Consider the following 15,974-nt stretch of genomic DNA (forward strand, 5'->3'; position numbering starts at 1 on the left):
GGATAGGTGATTCCCGTTTCTCGACGAACTAAAATCGGCGCCGCTGTTGTGCTGTCCGCACTCCTGCCCCTGTCCGCATGCGCAACCATGCCGCCGGGGACAATCGAAGGTGCCCTGACCGGAATCGGAAGCAATGCCGGCCAGGGAGCTGTCAGCGCGTGGGGCCTCGCATGGGGCAGCTCCGTGAAGGGAACCTACGTCAGCTACTCCCCCGACGGGTCTGCGGCAGGCCTGAAAGCGTTCCAGGACGGGCAGTCACAGTTCGCTGTTGGTTCCGCCCCGCTCCCTGAAACCGAGGCTTCCGCGGTCCGGGGAATGTGCACATCGAAGGGTGCCATGTCCCTGGCTGCCGGTGTCCTGCCCGTGGGCGTAGCCGTCAAGCTCAAGGGCGTCAACGACCTCATCCTGGACGCCAAAACCCTGGCACAGATCCTGCAGGGGGGCATCACTCGCTGGAACGACCCCAAAATAGTGGCACTGAATCCGGAGACCACCCTTCCGGACGTAGCCATCACGGTTCTGGTACAGGAGGGGCCCTCGGATACTGTCCGCCCGGTCAATTCGTACCTCAAGGACGCGGGAATCGACTGGAACGCGCCCGCCGAAGACAGGTGGCCGGGCAGTGTCAAAGGTCAAGTCCAGTCTCCCCCGTTGGATCTCGCGAACAAGCTGGACGACACCAACGGAGGCCTTTCGATCCTTGATGGAAGCATCATCGGGAACAGGTTTGTCGCTGCCCAGCTCGTCTTCGACGGCAAGCCCCGGCGGCTCCAGGCATCCTCAGTGGTCGACGCCGTGTCCACGGGTAACGTAGCCGCGTCATCAAGTGCAGTCACCCAAGCACTCGATGGGCGCTCGGGTTATGGCCTGGGCACCGTTATCTACATGTACATGTGCAGGGAGTACACCGACGACCATATGGGCCGGCTGGCCCGCTCATTCGCTGAAAGCGCACTCAGCGAAGAAGCACAAAAGAACGCGAACGCATTCGCCTTCGTCATGTCGCCAAGCAAGAAGGCGGTGAACGAAGGGCGCGCCCTCGTCAATGCAATTGGAGACGGACAGTGAGTTTATTCCTAAGAAGTGTTCGCGCGCGTTCCCTTCCCCGGCCCCTTCCCACCTTCGCGCTCCTGACTGGGATCTTCTTCCTGCTGTTTGGCCTGTGGTCCCTGGCAACACCCTTGATGGGCGTCCCCGACGAACCGGCCCACACCATCAAAGCGGCAGCCGTGGTCCGGGGCCAGGTCCTGGTTGAGGACGGAACATCATTTGGCCATGGCGTCCACGTCCGCGTTCCCAACTACATCGCCAGTCTCCATGCCCAGAGCTGCTACAAGTTCAACAGGGCGCAGGCAGCCGACTGCGCAGCGCCCATCTACGTGGACGATACGTTCACGAACATCGGTGTCACATCCGCAGGCTCCTACAACCCGATGTACTACTGGATAGTAGGGCTTCCTACCCTGTTCATGTCCGGCGCCCCCGCAATCTACGGCATGCGCCTGGTCAGCGCGCTCCTGTGCGCCGTGTTCTTCGCCGCTGGGTTCACAGCCTTGACTGAGCTGAGGCGGCCAAAGTACGCCGTCCTTGTCGCAGCCCTTGCAATGACGCCCATGGTTCTGTTCCTCGGCGGAGGCATCAACCCCAACTCGTTGGAGATTGCCGCCACAATGGCTGCCTTCTCAGGTTTCGTCGTCGTCCTCGACAACCGACGGGGCACCAAGCGCGTGTTGCCCGCCCTGGCCACCGTCGCGGCCGCAACGGTGGTGCTGGCTAATGCGCGGCAAATATCGCTGGTGTGGCTGCTGTGCGCCCTCGTCGTAGGGGTTTGCTCCTTCCGGCTCCGCAGGGTCGTAACCGTCTTCAGCGACCGGCGGGTCCTTACGGCAGTAGCACTGGCAGTTCCGGGGGCCCTGCTGGGCCTGCTGTGGATGTACATCGCGGCGAACGGCCCCGCCAACGTCGGAGTTGCTCCTGAGGGTATTGCCAGCCCGCACCCAGACGCTCCCCTCTACCGGGGCTTCATGATCATGCTTGACCAGACCTACGACTTCTTCCCGCAATACATCGGAACCATGGGCTGGCTGGACACGCCGGTCCCCGAACTGGTTGCCCTTGTGTGGGGCGGCCTCATGATTTCAGGTCTCGTGGTCCCCTTTTGCGTCCGCCCGCTGCGGAACTGGACGGGTTACTGGGTGGCTCTGGCCATGCTGTACCTGGTCCCGGCGCTCCTGCAAACCGCGTTGTGGCGCGGGATGGGATTCATCTGGCAGGGCCGCTACACGCTTCCCCTGGTGGTAGTTCTGTTTATCAGTGTGGGCCTTGGCCTGCGGAAGCTGCGGTTTCCCTGCGGCCCCCTGGCATTGCGCATTTCGAGGGTCTTCTTTTGGCTCATCGTTGCGTGCCACACGCTCGCCTTTGTCTATGTTCTGCGCCGCTACGTCGTCGGCATCAGCGAAATAGCCAACTGGCAAACACTGTTTTCGTCACCGCACTGGCAGCCGCCCCTGGGCTGGCTGCCTCTGACCGTCCTGTACCTGCTCGTGACAGCGGTCGGAGCCCTGCTCCTCTTCCGGTACCTCCACCCGGGAAGTCCCCTGGTGAAGGGAACCTTGTCCCGGAAGGGCGGAGCCCAACACAACTCAGGCCGGGCGGCAGATTCAACGCAAGAAGTCGTTGGTCTGGAGCCTGCACCTGCTGCGGCTGAAGCGCCGATGAGCGCCGGCGAGAGACTGCGGCAGGGAAAATAGACTGACCCGGGGCCACCCCGCGGGTCCGAGGGACTCTACCTTCGGGGCACCCCTGGGCCGCCCGTTGTCAACGTATTACACTGCAGACTGCCTGCCCGGCATCGAACGGCGGGCAGGCAGTCTTGCGGGTGGACGGACTGGGGCGTGGACAGCCGTCCGGCCAGCCGGTCCTCTACAGAATGGTTACGCCGGGCGGAATAGTCGCGCCGGCGGGCGTGGGTGGAAGCCGGAAGCGCACCACCCGCGTCGCCTTATGAGCGTGTCTCTTCCGGTGTACGCCGGAAGATCCAGTGCCGGTACAGGAAGTAATTCCACGCCGTCGTAAGGATCGTGGCAGCTGTCTTGCCGATGACGTAGGTCCAGCCGACGGCGTCAAACCCAGTGACGATGAGATCGCTGATCACGATGTTGACGATGACCAACAGGATGTACTTCAGGGCGCTGATGCTGCCACTGTTGTTGGCGCGGAACGTGAACAGGCGCTGCAGGAGGAAGTTGAAGACCAGGCTCACGATAAACGCGATGGGAGTCGCTATCCACAGCGGGACATCGAAAATTTCGTGGAGGATGGCCAGCAGCCCGAGGTCCAGGGCAAACGAAACGCCGCCAACGAGCAGGAACCTGACCACCGGGTGCCGGTAGAGCCCCATGACCATCCCCGGAACAGCTGGAGCAGCTTCGACGGGGGTTTCCGGTGATGAAGACGTGCCTGACGGCGGTGTTGGCATGGGTGGGTGATCCTCTCATGGTTGCGGAGTGTTCAGCCTCTGCACAGCCCGCCTCCAAGTATCCTTAAAGCTATCATGCCGTATTCCACTCGCTCCTTGCCCATGCCCAAAATCAGGACTGCCGGCCCGCGCCGCATCCCGCCGTCGCCCCTCCGGGTCCTCATCGTTGCTTGGCTGATTTTCGGCTCCATTGGCAGCGTCTGGAGCTTCGCGTCCCCCCTGATGTCCGTCCCTGACGAACCCGCGCACGCCATCAAGGCCGCTGCGGTGGCCAGAGGGCAACTTATGGGTACGGGATCGGGAGTGCAGGGCGATCCGTTGGTTGTCCAGGTCCCGGGATACATTGCGAACCTGAATGTCCGCAGTTGCTTTGCCCAGCACTCGAACATCACCGCGGACTGCGCCAAGCCGGTTGACGCAACGGACCGCGGCTGGACCGCAGGAAAGACGTCCGCCGGAAACTACAATCCTGTCTATTACGCGATCGTCGGCATGGGAAGCCGGGGCCTCAGTGGTGAGCCGGCAATCTACGCCATGAGAATCATCAGCAGCTGGCTCGTCGGATTCTTCCTGGCAGCAATCTTCACGGCCGCCTTCTCGCTTCGCCACTTCAGGCGGCCCGTCATCGCCGCCGCTGTTGCCCTGACGCCGGCGGTGTTCTTCCTCTCCGGTTCCATTAACCCCAATGCTCTGGAAATAGCAACCACCGGCGCCGTTTTCCTCAGCCTGTGCGCCGTCTTTGAACAGGTGGCTGGCAGGACATCACTGCAACGGCTCCCGCTGGTTCTCCTTACCCTGTCCGCATCGCTCCTGGCGCACACCCGTCCGCTTTCTCTGCTGTGGCTGGCGCTTGCTGCGATCGCAGCCGTGCTGTGCTACGGCTTCGGGACGCTTATGAAGACCCTGGCCCAGCGCGGCTTCCAGATCGCCATGGGCATCATTGCGTTGTCGTGCGTGTTCGCTCTGTGGTGGGTCTTCGCCGCCAGGAGCTTTGACAGCCTTCTTGCGGGCGCACCGATGCGGGCAGAAGATGCGGCCGTCGCCATGCTGGATAAGACGGTGTTCTTCATGGTCGAGTACGTCGGTGTCCTCGGCTGGATCGACACCATGCCCCCGCCGGGCACCCTTTACACCTGGGTACTCGGATTCGGCGCCCTGCTGTTTCTCGCCTACACAGCCCGCCCCGTGCGCGGCCGCTGGGTCATGGCCCTGCTCACGGTCACAGTCATCGCCGTGCCCACCGCGCTCCAGGCAAGTTCGAGTGAGAAGCTCGGCTGGATCTGGCAGGGCCGCTACGCACTCGCCATGGTGGTGACCTTGATTCTGGCAGCCGGGGTAACCACGCGGTTCCGCCAGTTCCGGATCACACCGTGGACCAAGTCCATGATCCGCTGGGGCCTGGTCCTGGGCGTCCTCGCCCACACGTACATCTTCCTGGAGGGACTGCGGCGCTACACCATCGGCATTCAGGATCACGTCAACTGGACTGAAATGTTTGATCCCCGCTGGCAGCCGCCGCTGACCTGGCAGGGCCTCGCCGTCATTTACATCGCACTTCTGGCAGCCGGTGCCGTGTGCCTGTACCGCCTGCTCACGGTGAAACCTGCAGGGGCCAGCCTGCCGAGTGCACATGCAGTATCCGCCGGGGACCGGGCCTAAGCCCCACCTGGAACGTGAAACGGCTGCCGGATGTGAATCCGGCAGCCGTTTCGTTGTCTAAGTGCAGCTACCCGTCCCCGTGGAAGGTTTTCCGCCACGCCTCCATGGATACCAGGTCCGCAAGCGCTGCGCGGTAGTCCGCCGCCAAGGCGTCCCAGTTTTTATAGAGCGCCGCGTGCTGAAGAGCGGACTGGCCCAGCATGGCTTTCAGCTTTTTTGGGTCGCGTTTATACCAGGAGGCGGCTGTTCCCTCGGCGTTGGATACTACGACGGAATCAAACTGCGCCGTACGGAACCACCTGTTGTCGACGTGGGCAAGGTAACCCTGCGGGCGTTCGAGCGAAGCCGGGGATGGCTGCTTAAGCAACTGCCGGGCCACTGTCGTCAGGCCCCACTTGACCATGTCCTTCTTCGCGGGCATCTGGCTGTCGGCCTGCCCCGAAAGTCCTGTCCCGAGGGAAGGTGCAGGAAAATCGTCAATGTCTTCACGCAGCTGTGCATCGGGGAAGGAGTCCCGCATCTTGTTGATGCTGGCCAGCTTGGTGGCGAGGGACGGATGCAGGTGGGAGGGACCGGTCATCAGGTCCGACCTCGCCGTCAGCCGGTTCTGCACCGTGAAGTACTGCAGCGAGACGAGGTGCTTTACGTCTTCCTGGAAAGATTCCCGCAATACGGAGCCGCCCTTCGGTTGGGGGCTGTGGAGGAGGGCGGTTATCAGGCGGTTCCGGTTATGGAAATATGCCTGCCAGCCAACCAGGTCGTCTTTGTCAATCCATGAGATATGCCAGAGCGCTGCGCCGGGCAACGATACGGTCCGGTAGCCGGCGGCCCGGGCGCGCAGCCCGTACTCCGAGTCGTCCCATTTGATGAACAAAGGCAGCGGAAGGCCGATGTCGCGTATGACGGAAGTGGGTATCAGGCACATCCACCAGCCGTTGTAGTCGACGTCGACGCGCCTGTGCAGCCACGGCGTCTGCCGGAGGTTCGACACACTGAAGTCGTGCCGCATCTGCATGTCCTGGTGTGGCTGGCTGGGTGAAAACCGCCGGGAATCAATCGTTTCGCCCATTGAATACAGCGTGCTGCGGCTGTACAGGTCGAACATGTGGCCGCCGACGATGGTGGGCTTACGGCAGCGGCCGGAGAACGCCATCATGCGCAGGATGCTTTCCGGCTCCATCACAACGTCGTCGTCAAGGAGCAGAACGTAATCGCTGCCGTTTTCAACAGCTTCATACATTCCGCGGGCGAACCCTCCGGAACCACCCAGGTTCGCCTGGTCGATCACTCGAAGCTTAGGGCCGATGCTGGCTGCGACTTCAGCGAAGCCGGGTTGGTCAGCCACCTTTACGGTGCCCTGGTCAACGATCAGTACTTCCCGGGCCACCTCGAGCGCTTCCGGGTGTTCTGCCAGTGCACGGACGTTAGCAAGGCAGAAGTCCGGCTTGTTCATTGTGGTGATCTGAATGGTCGCTGTTTCAAGGGGGCGCTCTGCGGGAGCCCCTTCCCAGCGGGCCTCACCGAGGATAAGGTCACCCCGGCTTGAGGCCAGGTCGAACCAATACCACCCGCCGTCGCCAAAGGGTTTGATGGAAAGATTGAACTCTGTTCGTGAGTCGCCCTCGACCCTCGTGCCATCCACGCGTTGAATGGTGCCGCGCGCGTTTGATTTGTAGACGGTGATGGATCCGTGGCCGGACGTCTCGACAACAAGGCGAACCTCGCGCAGGTGTGTCCACCTCCGCCAGTAGCTGGCGGGAAACGCGTTGAAATACGTTCCCAGCGAGATTTGCTCCCCTGAACGCACGCGAAGGGAGAACCGGGACAGCAGGTCGTCGAAGTGCACCTCCCGCTGGCTGGATCCCACAAGTTGCAGCTTGTCCTCTGCCCGTTTGGGATTCCGGGCCGACTCATCGCTTTCCCGGAAACGTATCCCTGTCGCCGGGCCGGGGTCCGCATAGAGCGACATCGTGTCGACTCCGGATTCCGGCGGGAATATCACCCGCTGGAGTGTCGCCCAGCCCGGCGAACCGCTCATGCGTCCACGCCTCCGCTTTCCAGCTTCACGCCGCTTTCGAAGTGCGGCCTGATCTTGTTGTCGAACATGCTCAGCGCGGACCCGATGGCCATGTGCATGTCCAGATACTTGTAGGTGCCGAGGCGGCCGCCAAACAGGACATCCTTCTCCGCGTTGGCGAGGTCGCGGTACTTGAGCAGCCGGTCCCTGTCCGCCGAGGTGTTGACCGGGTAGTAGGGCTCATCGCCCTTCTCCGCAAAGCGTGAGAACTCGCGCATGATGACAGTCTTCTCACTCTGGTAGTTGCGCTCAGGGTGGAAGTGGCGGGGTTCGATGATGCGGGTGTAGGGGACGTCGTCGTCGTTGTAGTTCACAACGGACGTGCCCTGGAAGTCGCCCACCTCAAGGACTTCTTCTTCGAAGTCGATGGTGCGCCAGGACAAGTCGCCCTCGGCGTAGTCGAAGTAGCGGTCAACCGGGCCGGTGTAAACAACGGGGATGTTGCCCACCACTTTGTTCTTGCTGTACTCGTGGGACTCATCGAAGAAGTCGGTGTTGAGCCGCACCTCGATGTTGGGGTGCTCCGCCATCTTCTCGATCCAGGCGGTGTAGCCGTTGGTGGGCAGCCCCTCGTACTTGTCGTTGAAGTACCGGTTGTCGTAGTTGTAGCGCACGGGCAGCCGGGAGATGATGCCGGCCGGCAGGTCCTTGGGATCCGTCTGCCACTGCTTGCCGGTGTAGTGCTTGATGAAAGCCTCGTACAGTGGGCGGCCGATCAGCTGGATGCCCTTGTCGTTCAGGTTCTGGGGGTCGGTTCCCGCCAGCTCGCCGGCCTGCTCCTGGATGAGGTCCCGTGCCTGGCCGGGTGTGAGGTTGGCCCGGAAGAACTGGTTGATCGTGGCCAGGTTGATCGGCAGCGAATAAACCTCGCCTTTATGGACGCCGTAGACCTTGTGCACGTAGTCGGTGAAGGTGGTGAACCTGTTGACGTATTCCCACACGCGTTCGTTGGAGGTGTGGAAAAGGTGGGCACCATACCGGTGGATCTCGATCCCGGTCTGCTCTTCCTTTTCGCTGTATGCGTTGCCTCCGATGTGGTGACGGCGGTCGATGACGACGACCTTCAGGCCGAGCTCGGTGGCGGCCTGTTCTGCGATTGTCAGGCCAAAAAAGCCGGACCCTACGATGACGAGGTCAGCGGTCACAAAATCTCCTGGTTCGAATGCGGGCAGCGCAAAGGCGTGCATTGTCTGCTGCTCCAGCCTACCCGAGGGAGCGCAGGGGTCGTCGAATCAGGCTGACCGCTGTGAGCTGGCACACGGCGGCTACAACGCTGGGCGCAGCACTCCCCCGTCCTCGAAGTAGACCTCCCCCGTTTCCGGGCAGATCCACTGCCCGCCCTCTTGATTGAGCGGCTTGCCCGCCTTCCCGACCCACCCGATTCGTCGCGCGGGGACGCCCGCCATGAGGGCAAAGTCCGGCACGTCCTTGGTAACGACGGCGCCTGCCGCCACCATGGCCCACGCACCGATCGTCACGGGTGCTATGCAGACGGCCCGGGCGCCGATGGCGGCTCCCTGCCGGATGATGACGCCCACTTTGTCCCAGTCATCCTCCGTCTTCAGGCTGCCCTCCGGTGTCACCGCACGGGGAAAGACGTCGTTGGTCAGGACCACCGCCGGGCCGATGAACACTCCCGCCTCCAAAACTGCCGGCTCGTACACCAGTGCGTAGTTCTGGACCTTGCAGTTCTCCCCCAGGACCACGCCAGGGCCAATGTAGGCGCCGCGGCCGACAACGCAGTTCTCCCCCAGGCGCGCTGCCTCCCTTATCTGGGCAAGGTGCCACACCTTGCTGCCTGCGCCTATGCGGGCTCCGGCGTCGACGTCAGCACTGTCAGCGATCGTGTTCAAAGGAGACTCCTTCGCTGCTATCGGACCGCCTGGCCCGGTCCAGGGTGTAGTGATCCTAACCGGGCTGCCGCCTTCCGGGGAGGCCGGAAACCACACGTTTATCCACATAGGCCGTGAAACGCCTGCCGGGCGCGGCGTGCCGTGGCTAGCGTGTGGCTACATGCACGAAGGATCCCAAGCGATGACACTCAACTGCACACTGGTTGGCGGCCCAGGATCATCACAGGACCAGCCGCCCGTGGAACTGTCCATTAGCGCCCCGGCCGGCACGCCAGGCGAGATGATCCACGAGCAGCTGGTCCGGAAGCTCCGTACGGGCACCGTCACCGTAGATGGCGAGGACCTGCGATGTGTGGCCTTCGGAGTACCCCCGCTTATAGAGGCCGCGATCCTTGTCGACGGCGGCCCCGTCCCGTCAACCCGGCGGCCGCGGCGCCGGCCGTCCCCTGAAGCCGCGCCTCCCCTGGCTCTTGCCGTCGACAGCGGCGCCGCCGCGGGGACGGTCGTTCCGTTGCGGCGCGGCAGTTACAGCATTGGCCGAAGCGGAACGCGGATAGTCATCCCGGACCCGGAGTTGTCGCGTGAACACGCGCGGGTTGTGGTCACGGACACCGACATCCTGTTGATTGACCTGGACAGTGCCAACGGCACCTATGTTGACGGTGAAAGGATCCGGACCAAGGTCATCTCCACCAATTCCAGCATCAGATGTGGGCAATCGACCCTGTCGCTGATCTTTGCAGACCCGCCAGGACGGTCACTTGCTGACGCCGGCCAGTCCGTGACGGAGCCCATTGTCGTACCCGCCCGCGTTGACGCCGGAAACCGGGCAGCACTCGTTCTCACCGCGGTTCTCCCACTGGCAGCCGGGGTGCTGCTGGCCGTACTCACGGGGATGTGGATGTTCCTTGCCTTCTCCGCCGCTTCCGCATGTGCCGTCCTCGTTCCTGCTGCCAGCGGACGGCGGCAGAGACGGAACCTGTCCGCTGCCCTGCAGTCCGCGGTGAAGGAAGACAGGGAACGACGACGGCGGAGTGCACCGCCCCTGTCCCTCGTCGCCTTGACAGCACCACGGGGCAAGAAGACGTCCGGTCCCGGCTCCGGCGAAGGCGTCTGGTTGCGGCTGGGCCAGGCAGAGCAGGCGGCCAACGTCCGGATTGAACCGGCAGGCGCCGGTCCCGCGGTTCCACCGGCAGGGGCGGTCCCCCTGGTCCTGGACCCGGACCGCGGACTCACCACCATTGGCGGTCCGCGGTCCGCCACTGACGGCGCCATCCGGTCCATACTCATGCAACTGGGCGGGTATCCGCGCGCAGGCACAACTCACGTGCTGGTTCATGGAAAGCCGGGAAGCCTGCCACTCACCGCCCGGTATCTGCCCAGGGTGACTCTCACTGCCACATCACACGCAGCCCTCAGTGTGGTGACCAGCGGTCATCCGCACGGCTGCGAGCGCGCCGTCCTGCTGATTCGAGGGGAAAGCGCTGAAGGGGCAGCTGATAACTCAATACGGGACACAGCGATTCGACACGGATGGCAGGTGCTCCACTTCCGGCCGGAAGAGGGGGAATGGCCCACACCGGACGTCTTTCTTTCCGAGCGCAGGTCTGTCCTCCTCGAGGATTCTTGCGAGACCTTCTTTGTTCCCGATCTGGTGCCGGAGGATGTCTTCAGCGGTTTCTGCCGGAGCATGGCAGGCGCTCCGCGGCAAGGCACGATGGAAGCGGGATCCGTTCCCGCCACCTGCAGCCTCGGCGAGGTCCTGCCGTTGACGCCTGCAGCCACAGCCGACCGTTGGGGCTCCAGCGGGCAAAAGGACGGGCTGGCCGTACCGTTGGGCCTCGGTGCGGCAGGAACCAAGACCGTGGATCTGCACCACGACGGGCCCCACCTGCTGGTGGCGGGCACCACAGGCTCCGGGAAATCGGAACTGCTCCGCAGCCTTACGCTCGCACTCGCCCTCAGCTATCCGCCCGAGCGGGTCAACTTCTTCCTGATCGATTTCAAGGGCGGTTCGGGGCTTGGTCCGCTGAGTGACCTCGTCCACTGTGTGGGACTGCAGACCGACCTTTCCAGCTCCGAAATGGAACGGACACTGACCTCGCTCCGCGCCGAACTGCAACTCCGGGAGCAATGCCTTGCTGCGGCCCGGGTCCCGGACCTTTCCGCGTACCGCTCCACCAGGGCGGCGGAGGACTTTGTGCTCCCCCATTTGGTCATTGTCATCGACGAGTTCAGGATGCTGGTGGAGGATGCGCCGGAGGTGCTTCGTGAGCTGCTGCGCATAGCGTCCATCGGGCGTTCCTTGGGGATCCACCTGATCATGGCAACGCAGAGGCCGCAGGGAGCGCTGACAGCGGACATCCGCGCGAACGTTACGTCCAGCATCGCCCTTCGTGTGCAATCCGACATGGAGTCGGTTGATGTGGTCAATTGCAGGAGCGCTGCGGCCATCAGTGTGGACGCACCTGGCCGGGCGTTCCTGGCCCGTGGGACGGAGGCCGCCGAAGAGTTCCAGGGTGCGTCACTGGCCGTGGCGGCGGGAGGTGACTCATGTCCCGTGGTTGTCCACCGGACGATCGACTTTCTGGCGGGCCAGGTTACCGGGCCCGGTAAGGCGCCAGCCTCTGTGCCAACTCCGGCGGAGGCTGTGGAACCCTTGGCGGCCATGGTGCGGAAGCTCTGCACCCAGCAGGAGAAGCAGGTCCCGAGGAGGCCCGTCGCCCCTCCGCTGCCGGCGGATCTGGAAGTACCCGCCTCCGGTGGTCAGTCCCCCTGCTCTGCCGTTCCCGGTTCGCGGCCGCTGGAACCCGTCAACTTGTCGGGTGAAGTCCGCCTCGGCCTCATGGACGTGCCCGAACAGCAACGGGTGGAAGCCCTGGCGTGGAGTCCTGCCCGCCACAGCCACGCAGCATTTATCGGCAACCCTGCGTCCGGTGCCGGGGCGGCCTTGGAGCTGGCTGTCCACACATTGATGACCCGTGGCAGTGAATCCCACTTTTACATACTGGACGCCACGGGAGCTCTCCTCCTACTGGCCAGTGCCGGCCGGGTGGGAGCACTGGCCGGACTGGATGATCTGCGGCGTGGAGTTCGGATTCTGGAGCGGCTTGTCCGGGAGCTGGGTCAGCGGCGGAGCCATCCAGCCTCCGGGAAGGTGCCTCTTGTTGTCGTCGTCTCCGGCTGGGGGTCCTGGGTGTCGGCTTTGCGTGCGGGACCGCTCGCATGGGCTGAGGACCTGGTCCACGACCTGGTCCGTGACGGCGCCCAGGCAGGGATAACGCTGCTGCTCTCCGGGGAGCGGGAGCTTGTCACTGCCAGGTTCTTCGGCGCCGTTCCCAACCGATTCTATTTTCCGGCCGGTTCCACCGAGGAGGGCCGTGCCATGTGGCCGCGAATGCCCTCGGTACCCGCCATTGAAGGGAGGGCTGTTGCCTTCGGCCCGGTTTCCAACGGCGGTCCGGCTGTCTGCCAGTTCTACCGGAGCCCGGCGCCGAGTGTCCTGGGCAAAAGCGGCGCGGGATATCCGGGTGCCTCGCTGCGGCCATTCCGGCTGGAACCCCTCCCCGAGCACATCACCGTGATGGAGGTGGCAGCAGTGGCGGCACCGGCACTCCGGCTGGGTCCATCAGCCGACGCCCAGCCAGGCCGGGAACCAGCCACCGTCGGTCATCAGCCGGGGCGGCCCACAACCCCCGTGAGGCAACGGGATGTCCTCCTCGGAGTGGCCGGGGATGAGCTCGCCGCAGCGTCCTTCCGCATTCCGGCCAGCGGGGTAGTTGCGGTGCTTGGCAACCCCGGAAGCGGCAAGAGCAATACCCTCCGCGCGTTGGAGGAACTCAACCCCGGCCAACTGTGGTGCGCACATGAAGGGCCGCCCCAGGACGCGGAGCGTTTTTGGGCAGATATGCTCCTGCAGGCGGGGAGTGGTTCTTTGCCGCGGGAGGCACTGCTGCTGGTTGACGACATCGACCAGCTCGCCCCTTCGGCACTGAGGGACGTGGGCCAACTACATGCCCTGGGCCATTCCCTGGTGGTAACCGCTGGTTACAGTCCTGCGCTTCTCCATCGTGTCCCGCTCCTCATGAATGCAAGGTCATCCGGCGTCGGGATACTGCTAGGCCCGCGTTCGATCGCTGACGGCGACCTTTTCGGGATACGGTTCGACGTCGAGTCCAATCCCCCGCCGGGACGTGCTGCCCTCATCACCGGCGGCCGCGCCGTCCCCCTCCAGGTGGCGTGGGCTGGAGCAGGTGGGTGACCGGCCCGCGGCCCGGGAAGCGCACAGGGTCAGCCACGAATCGGGGACGGTCCAGCCTCAGAGGGCTGGGGGTGCACTCCCTGTGCGCGACGCATGGCTGACAACCTTGTTGGTAAACAGGAGAACAATGGCGGTGACGGCGGGGATCAGCATCGCCAGGCCGGCCAGGACCAGGCCGCTGGTCATCGTGGGCACCCCGATCGTGAGGACGAATAGCTGGGCGACCAGCGCGGCCGCCCTGGTCCACCGGTAGCCCCGGTAGAGGAAGACTGCCACTGCGCACAGCCACGCCGAAAAAGCCAGCAGGAGTCCCAAAGTGAAGACCGCACCCCAGAAGGACAGGACCGGGCTGCCGCTGAACAACTCGTAGGCATACCAGCCTGCCGCCGCCAGGAGGGCAGTGGCCTCGGCAGCCGCAACGACGGCAACGACTTTAGCGGCTGCGGGCACCGGGTCCGGCCGCCCGTTGGTCCGGCGGTCGGGGACGCCGCCGGGTTGGTCGGAAAAGGATGGGGTACCTGCTGGGTCTACCGGGGGTCTTGACACACTGGCACCCTACCGGACATAGTCGGACACTGGTGAGGGCCGGAGCCCCCACTGTGATGCATCGCTCAGGTTTCATGGGATATCAGGCGTTATTACCCCTTGTTTACACAGCGTTAACATGACAGGCTTGATGCAGATGACCAAGGGGGCCCAGAGGGCCCTTTTCCTTTGTAGCCACTAGTGAATAATTTCACAAAGGCACTTCCCAGAAATGGAGCAACTGATCAGCATGGATTGGCGTAACCGCGCAGCGTGCCTCGACAAGGACCCGGAACTGTTCTTCCCCGTCGGGAATACAGGACCGGCCCTCCTGCAGATCGAGGAAGCAAAGAGCGTCTGCCGCCGGTGCCCCGTTGTCGACACCTGCCTGCAGTGGGCCCTTGAGTCCGGCCAGGACGCCGGAGTCTGGGGTGGCATGAGCGAAGACGAGCGCCGCGCCCTGAAGCGGCGCGCCGCCCGCGCACGCCGCGCCTCCTAGGAGCCCGGCGCCGGCAAGCCGGCACAGGACGACGCAACCGGCATACAGAGGCCCCGTGACACATCCATTCCGGATTGTCACGGGGCCTCTGTCAGTTCAACCCCGCGGCCAGGTAAACCACTGGCCGGAGCACACCTCCTACTTCCCGGCCAGGCTGAGCCGGATCTTGACCTCGGTCCCGCCGCCCTCGCGCCGCTCCCACGTGATGGTGCCGCCGAGCTCGCTCGTGACGAGCGTCCGCACAATCTGCAGGCCAAGGCCCTCCACATGCGGGGTCTGCGGAAGGCCCACGCCGTCATCGGCAATGGTTACGGTCAGCTCTTCGCCGTCCTCCGCTTCGGAACGGTCAGCAACCAGCCACACGGTGCCGGCCCTCCCCTCAAGGCCGTGCTCCACAGCATTGGTCACCAGTTCGTTGATCACCAGGGCAAGCGGGGTGGCGAGATCGCTGGGGAGCTCCCCGAAGCTGCCGGAGCGTTCGGTCCTGACCTGCTGTGAAGGGGAAGCCACTTCCGCGGACAGCCGGAACTGGCGGCCGATCAGTTCGTCGAAATCGACGCTCTGCGTCAGCCCCTGCGACAACGTCTCATGGACCAGTGCAATGGTGGCCACGCGGCGCATGGCCTGCTCCAGGCCCTGCTTTGCTTCATCGCTCACCATGCGCCGGGACTGCATCCGCAGCAGGGCAGCCACCGTCTGCAGATTGTTCTTGACCCGGTGGTGGATTTCGCGGATGGTGGCGTCCTTGGTCACCAGCTCCATTTCACGGCGGCGCAGCTCTGAGACATCGCGGCAGAGGACCAGCGCGCCGAACCGCTGCTGCTCATCCCGGAGCGGGATGGCACGCAGCGACAGGCTTACTCCCCTGGACTCAATCTCGCTGCGCCAGGGCATGCGGCCGGTGACTACAAGCGGCAGGGTCTCATCGACCAGCCGGCGGTCCTTGAGCAGGCCGGCGGTGACTTCAGCGAGCGAACGCCCCTCCAGGGACTCCCCGTCGCCCAGCCGGCGGAAGGCTGAAACTCCGTTCGGGCTCGCGTACTGCACCACCCCGTCGGCATCCAGCCTGATCAGCCCGTCGCCCACACGGGGAGCGCCCCGCCGGGAGCCCGTGGGCGAGGCAAAGTCCGGCCACAAGCCCAGGGTGCCCATCCTCAGGAGATCGTAAGCGCACTGCCGGTACGTCAACTCAAGCCGGGACGGCATCCGTGAACTGGAAAGGTCCATGTGGGTGGTAACAACCGCAAGTGTCCGCCCGTTGCGCACCATGGGGACAGCCTCCACCCGCAGGGCCATCTCACTGTTCCAGTTCGTCTCGCTGGAGCGCTCGATGGACCTGCTGTTCCATGCCTTGTCCACGAGCGGCTGCAGGTCGGAGCGGATGCCCTCACCCACGAAGTCACTGTGGAATGCCGTGTGCGTGGTGGAAGGACGCACGTGGGCCAGGGCAATGTAGCCAAGCTCCGGGTGGGGGAACCACAGCGCCAGGTCGGCGAACGCAAGGTCCGCAACCATCTGCCAGTCCCCCACCAGGAGGTGCAGCCATTCGGCATCGCCCGGCCCGAAATCAGCGTGCTCCCTGATGGGGTCCGTAAAGATTGCCACTGCACCTCCAGTTACGG

Annotated in this window: 11 protein-coding genes; 5 read left to right on the forward strand and 6 right to left on the reverse strand. The window is 64.1% G+C overall.

The genetic code is table 11. The features are described 5' to 3' along the window. Positions 1 to 87 precede the first annotated feature (87 nt). Together LDO22_RS06540 and LDO22_RS06545 are read left to right on the forward strand one after the other, a co-directional pair. On the forward strand, positions 88 to 1,068 hold the full coding sequence (locus LDO22_RS06540) for a substrate-binding domain-containing protein (protein ID WP_224026511.1): 981 nt from the start codon (positions 88 to 90) through the stop codon (positions 1,066 to 1,068). Beyond that, positions 1,065 to 2,750 carry a DUF2142 domain-containing protein gene (locus LDO22_RS06545; RefSeq protein ID WP_224026512.1) on the forward strand — a complete coding sequence of 562 codons (1,686 nt, stop codon included), beginning with the start codon at positions 1,065 to 1,067 and terminating at the stop codon, positions 2,748 to 2,750. Before LDO22_RS06540 ends, LDO22_RS06545 begins: the two co-directional genes overlap by 4 nt. A 251-nt stretch (positions 2,751 to 3,001) precedes the next feature. On the opposite strand, the gene LDO22_RS06550 is transcribed toward LDO22_RS06545, so the two are convergent. After that, positions 3,002 to 3,478: a GtrA family protein gene (locus LDO22_RS06550; protein ID WP_224026513.1), complete on the reverse strand. Its 477-nt coding sequence runs from the start codon at positions 3,476 to 3,478 to the stop codon at positions 3,002 to 3,004. Positions 3,479 to 3,553: 75 nt separating this feature from the next. On the opposite strand from LDO22_RS06550, the gene LDO22_RS06555 reads away from it, so the two are divergent. After that, positions 3,554 to 5,137 (forward strand): DUF2142 domain-containing protein, encoded by a 1,584-nt coding sequence (locus LDO22_RS06555; RefSeq protein ID WP_224026514.1) that lies wholly within the window; start codon positions 3,554 to 3,556, stop codon positions 5,135 to 5,137. 67 nt (positions 5,138 to 5,204) lie between these two features. On the opposite strand, the gene LDO22_RS06560 is transcribed toward LDO22_RS06555, so the two are convergent. The 3 genes from LDO22_RS06560 to LDO22_RS06570 form a co-directional block, all read right to left on the reverse strand. Then, complete coding sequence (locus LDO22_RS06560; RefSeq protein WP_224026515.1) at positions 5,205 to 7,175, reverse strand: glycosyltransferase; 1,971 nt, start codon at positions 7,173 to 7,175, stop codon at positions 5,205 to 5,207. Further along, the gene (glf, locus tag LDO22_RS06565) at positions 7,172 to 8,359 is read right to left on the reverse strand and encodes a UDP-galactopyranose mutase (RefSeq protein WP_224026516.1); all 1,188 of its coding nucleotides are present in this window, start codon (positions 8,357 to 8,359) and stop codon (positions 7,172 to 7,174) included. The genes LDO22_RS06560 and glf overlap by 4 nt, the downstream gene beginning before the upstream one ends. 120 nt (positions 8,360 to 8,479) lie before the next feature. Continuing rightward, positions 8,480 to 9,067, reverse strand: a complete 588-nt coding sequence (locus LDO22_RS06570) for an acyltransferase (RefSeq protein ID WP_224026517.1) — start codon at positions 9,065 to 9,067, stop codon at positions 8,480 to 8,482. Between the two features lie 238 nt (positions 9,068 to 9,305). Here LDO22_RS06570 and LDO22_RS06575 point away from each other — a divergent pair, with 238 nt between their 5' ends. Next, the gene (locus tag LDO22_RS06575) at positions 9,306 to 13,328 is read left to right on the forward strand and encodes an FtsK/SpoIIIE domain-containing protein (protein WP_224026518.1); all 4,023 of its coding nucleotides are present in this window, start codon (positions 9,306 to 9,308) and stop codon (positions 13,326 to 13,328) included. Between the two features lie 57 nt (positions 13,329 to 13,385). On the opposite strand, the gene LDO22_RS06580 is transcribed toward LDO22_RS06575, so the two are convergent. Beyond that, positions 13,386 to 13,778, reverse strand: a complete 393-nt coding sequence (locus LDO22_RS06580) for a hypothetical protein (protein WP_224027178.1) — start codon at positions 13,776 to 13,778, stop codon at positions 13,386 to 13,388. A 325-nt stretch (positions 13,779 to 14,103) separates the two neighbouring features. Between LDO22_RS06580 and LDO22_RS06585 the strand changes: the two genes are divergently transcribed. Next, on the forward strand, positions 14,104 to 14,352 hold the full coding sequence (locus LDO22_RS06585) for a WhiB family transcriptional regulator (protein WP_003804966.1): 249 nt from the start codon (positions 14,104 to 14,106) through the stop codon (positions 14,350 to 14,352). Positions 14,353 to 14,490: 138 nt separating this feature from the next. Here the strand turns inward: LDO22_RS06585 and LDO22_RS06590 are convergent, their stop codons facing one another. After that, positions 14,491 to 15,957: a PAS domain-containing sensor histidine kinase gene (locus LDO22_RS06590; protein WP_159631565.1), complete on the reverse strand. Its 1,467-nt coding sequence runs from the start codon at positions 15,955 to 15,957 to the stop codon at positions 14,491 to 14,493. Between the last annotated feature and the right edge of the window lie 17 nt (positions 15,958 to 15,974).

It is taken from the genome of Arthrobacter sp. NicSoilC5, assembly GCF_019977395.1.
In the GTDB taxonomy this organism is placed as follows: Bacteria; Actinomycetota; Actinomycetes; order Actinomycetales; family Micrococcaceae; genus Arthrobacter.

What these genes read in the sequence shown, in the direction of transcription:
- LDO22_RS06540 (WP_224026511.1), top strand. Translation starts at nt 88, where the DNA reads ATGCCGCCGGGGACAATCGAAGGTGCCCTGACCGGAATCGGAAGCAAT.
- LDO22_RS06550 (WP_224026513.1), bottom strand. Translation starts at nt 3,478, where the DNA reads ATGCCAACACCGCCGTCAGGCACGTCTTCATCACCGGAAACCCCCGTC.
- LDO22_RS06555 (WP_224026514.1), top strand. Translation starts at nt 3,554, where the DNA reads ATGCCGTATTCCACTCGCTCCTTGCCCATGCCCAAAATCAGGACTGCC.
- LDO22_RS06560 (WP_224026515.1), bottom strand. Translation starts at nt 7,175, where the DNA reads ATGAGCGGTTCGCCGGGCTGGGCGACACTCCAGCGGGTGATATTCCCG.
- LDO22_RS06585 (WP_003804966.1), top strand. Translation starts at nt 14,104, where the DNA reads ATGGATTGGCGTAACCGCGCAGCGTGCCTCGACAAGGACCCGGAACTG.